Annotated in this window: 5 protein-coding genes; all 5 read left to right on the plus strand. The window is 42.5% G+C overall.

All coding sequences use genetic code 11. The annotated features are described in order from the left end of the window. A partial coding sequence (locus tag ACFIKR_RS09110) for a phage major tail tube protein (RefSeq protein WP_375659620.1) occupies positions 1-213 on the plus strand: 213 nt, incomplete at its 5' end. 2 nt (positions 214-215) lie between these two features. Then, the gene (locus tag ACFIKR_RS09115) at positions 216-503 is read left to right on the plus strand and encodes a phage tail assembly protein (protein ID WP_015857123.1); all 288 of its coding nucleotides are present in this window, start codon (positions 216-218) and stop codon (positions 501-503) included. Between the two features lie 47 nt (positions 504-550). Beyond that, positions 551-613, plus strand: a complete 63-nt coding sequence (locus tag ACFIKR_RS09120) for a GpE family phage tail protein (protein WP_244395846.1) — start codon at positions 551-553, stop codon at positions 611-613. Continuing rightward, on the plus strand, positions 610-2,676 hold the full coding sequence (locus ACFIKR_RS09125) for a phage tail tape measure protein (protein WP_375659621.1): 2,067 nt from the start codon (positions 610-612) through the stop codon (positions 2,674-2,676). Before ACFIKR_RS09120 ends, ACFIKR_RS09125 begins: the two co-directional genes overlap by 4 nt. Before the next feature lie 5 nt (positions 2,677-2,681). Further along, on the plus strand, positions 2,682-2,914 hold a 233-nt coding region (locus ACFIKR_RS09130; protein WP_375659622.1), incomplete at its 3' end, for a phage tail protein.

Here is a 2,914-nt window from a genome sequence, read left to right on the forward strand (position 1 = left end):
GTTGTCATTACCATGAGAGGACTATGCAAAGGCTTTGAAATGGCAGAATGGCAACCGGGGAGCAAAGCAACATCCACGGCTACATTCACATTACAGTATTTCAAATATGTCCAGAAGGACGTTGAAATTGTTGAGATAGACGCCCTCAACTTGGTGAGAAAATTTAATGGCGTTGATGATTTAGCAGGTCATAGAGAAAACTTAGGATTATAAAAATGACAGTACAAACAAGCATTACACATAAATTACTTGTACCGATTACCTTTGAAGGAAAAGAACATACCGAAATCAACTTACGGCGTCCGAAATATAAAGACTTAAAAGCGACCTTTAAGGAAGATGATGCTGATCAGTTAGAATTCATTACTTCACGCCTTTCTGGCTGGCCCATAGATGCCGTTGAGGAAATTGATCCTTATGACATGGAAGATATTCGTGAGATTATAGATTTTTTTTCAAGTCGGCGGGCTTCCAAGACTGCGAAACTGCCGCGAAACTCATAGCCGATATTGCCATTGTTTTTCATTGGCCACTTTCAGACATGATGGAAATGGAACTGGAAGAATTGGTCTTTTGGCGAAATCAAGCAGCAGAAAGGTATAAGACAAAATGAGTGAAAAAGTTGCTGATGCAAAGGTGAGATTATCTCTTGAAGACAAACTCACCGCACCTCTCAAACATCTTCAAAAAAAATTCGATACATTGTCAAAAACACTCTCACTGAGATTGAATATTCCGCGCTTTTCTGCTGCTGTCAAAAACATGACGTCAAGTTTGAAAGGTGTTCAAAGTGCTCTTGGAGTGGCGGCAAGCCGTGCTTCGGTCTTTACTGGTGCTTTAGGGCTTGCTGGTGGTGGACTTGTGGCAAGTGTAACCGCCCTCACCATGAAAACCATGCATCTGGGGGATAGTCTTCACCACGCATCACGACATTTGGGGATGAGTGTTGCATCGCTTCAATTATGGGGCGATGCAGCCGATAATTCAGGATATTCTGCTGAACTTTTTCAACAATCTCTAGCAACTTTAAATAGGCGTTCTGCGCAAGCATATGCTGGACAAAAAAGAGGCATTATGGGCTTTGAGGCACTTGGTATTTCGGTAAAAGATGCCTCTGGAAAACTCAAATCAAATTCGGCTTTGTTGGAAGAAATTACCGACAAGATGAGTAAGATGAAAAATCAAGCACAAAGACAGCATATTGCTGCTCTACTGTTTGGTGGGGATGGCAAGGAAATGGCCGCCATGCTTGCGCAAGGAATGGCACCCATTAAAGAGCTGTTTGCAAAGGCGCGGAAAGGAAAATGGCTGATAGGTGCTGATGTCGCACGCTATGCAGCGGACTTAAGTGACAAAATGGGAGCCTTTAAGAAAAAAATAGGCGGTATCGCGAGCTTTATTGGCGCGCGTTTCATGCCCGTGATCAATGATATGATTGACGGTTTTTCTCGCCTGATTGATGAAAACCGCGACCTCATTCAAACAACCGTTGCGAGCTGGGCTAAAAGCGTAAAAAAAGTCTTTAATGATTTGCTTAATCCTACCTCCGATTTGAGAAGAGGCATCAGTGATCTTACAGAGAGAATTAAAGGCTGGTTTCAATGGATGGAGCCTTTGGTTGGTGAAATATCCCTCTTTAAGGTAGGTCTTGTAGCACTTGGTTCGTTCATTTTTGGTCCACTCATTGCCGCATTAGCCGCAGTAGGAGCAGCGTTTGTCACACTTGGCTATACTATAATGACGACACCTATTGGTTGGCTAATTGGCGGCATCGCAGCTCTTGTTGTAGTCTATAAATATTGGGATAAACTCAATGGCTGGGTAGCCGCATCTTTAGCCGCAGTTGGAGTAGTTCTTATAGCTTCACTCATTCCAGCAATAACTGCCGTTGGTTCTGCTTTTATATCGCTTGGTATCGCAATCATGACCACTCCTATCGGCTGGATCATTGGCGGTATTGCTGCGCTTGTTGGAGCTGGATATTTGCTCTACAAAAATTGGGATACGGTAGTAAGCTTCTTAGGAAAACTATGGGATTCTTTTTACAGCTTATGCAGTAACATTTTCAATAACCTCTTTACGCTCTTTAAAAACTTTTCACCACTCACTTGGATAGCAAAAGGAATCAATGAACTCATTAAATGGTTGCTTGGCGTTGATTTAATGGAAGCTGGTGCCAATCTCATTGGTAGCTTATGGGACGGTATCAAAAGCCAATGGAGTGCTCTGTCTGATTGGTTTAGTGGCATGATAAGCAAATTAACCAGCTGGATGCCTAATTGGATGAAAGAAAAGTTAGGGTTTAATGTCTCAATCAATAAGACTTCAACGGAGACGATTAAAACCTTTACCAATGAGACCAATGCACGGGCAAAAAAAATGCTGGGTACAGGAGTGGTTACAAACACCCCACCTGAAAAACGCAAGAGTGGTTTTAATACAAGTGTCATTGAAACAGGACAAATGCAGGCAACAAATAAAGTGGGTGCCTTTAAAACTCCAAAGCCCATTACGGTTCATAAACCCGTTGAAGTAGACGCCCGTGTAACCATTACAAATCTAAATATTTCAGTACCAAATGGTCTCAAGGACGAAATCAGAGACGCTGTCAATCAAGCACTTGAAAGCTATGCAAAACAGCAACGTTTAGCCATAGCCTCTAGCCTTTCGGATTAAATACCATGATGTTAGCTTTGGGTGGTTTTATTTTTTCGATTGAAACAGCAGCTTATCAAACACTTGATATGTCTTATGGGGTTCCATGGGTGGAGCAAGGGCGATTGGGACGAAAGGCTGCTCTTCAATTGCCTGCTGTTGCAAATGCGGAATTTTCTTTAGCAGGCGTGATTTATCCAGATTTCAAAGGTGGTCACAGACAGCTCGAATATTTGCGACAAATAGCGCATATGGGACC

It is taken from the genome of Bartonella sp. MR30HLJHH (assembly GCF_042194195.1).
GTDB lineage: Bacteria > Pseudomonadota > Alphaproteobacteria > Rhizobiales > Rhizobiaceae > Bartonella > Bartonella grahamii.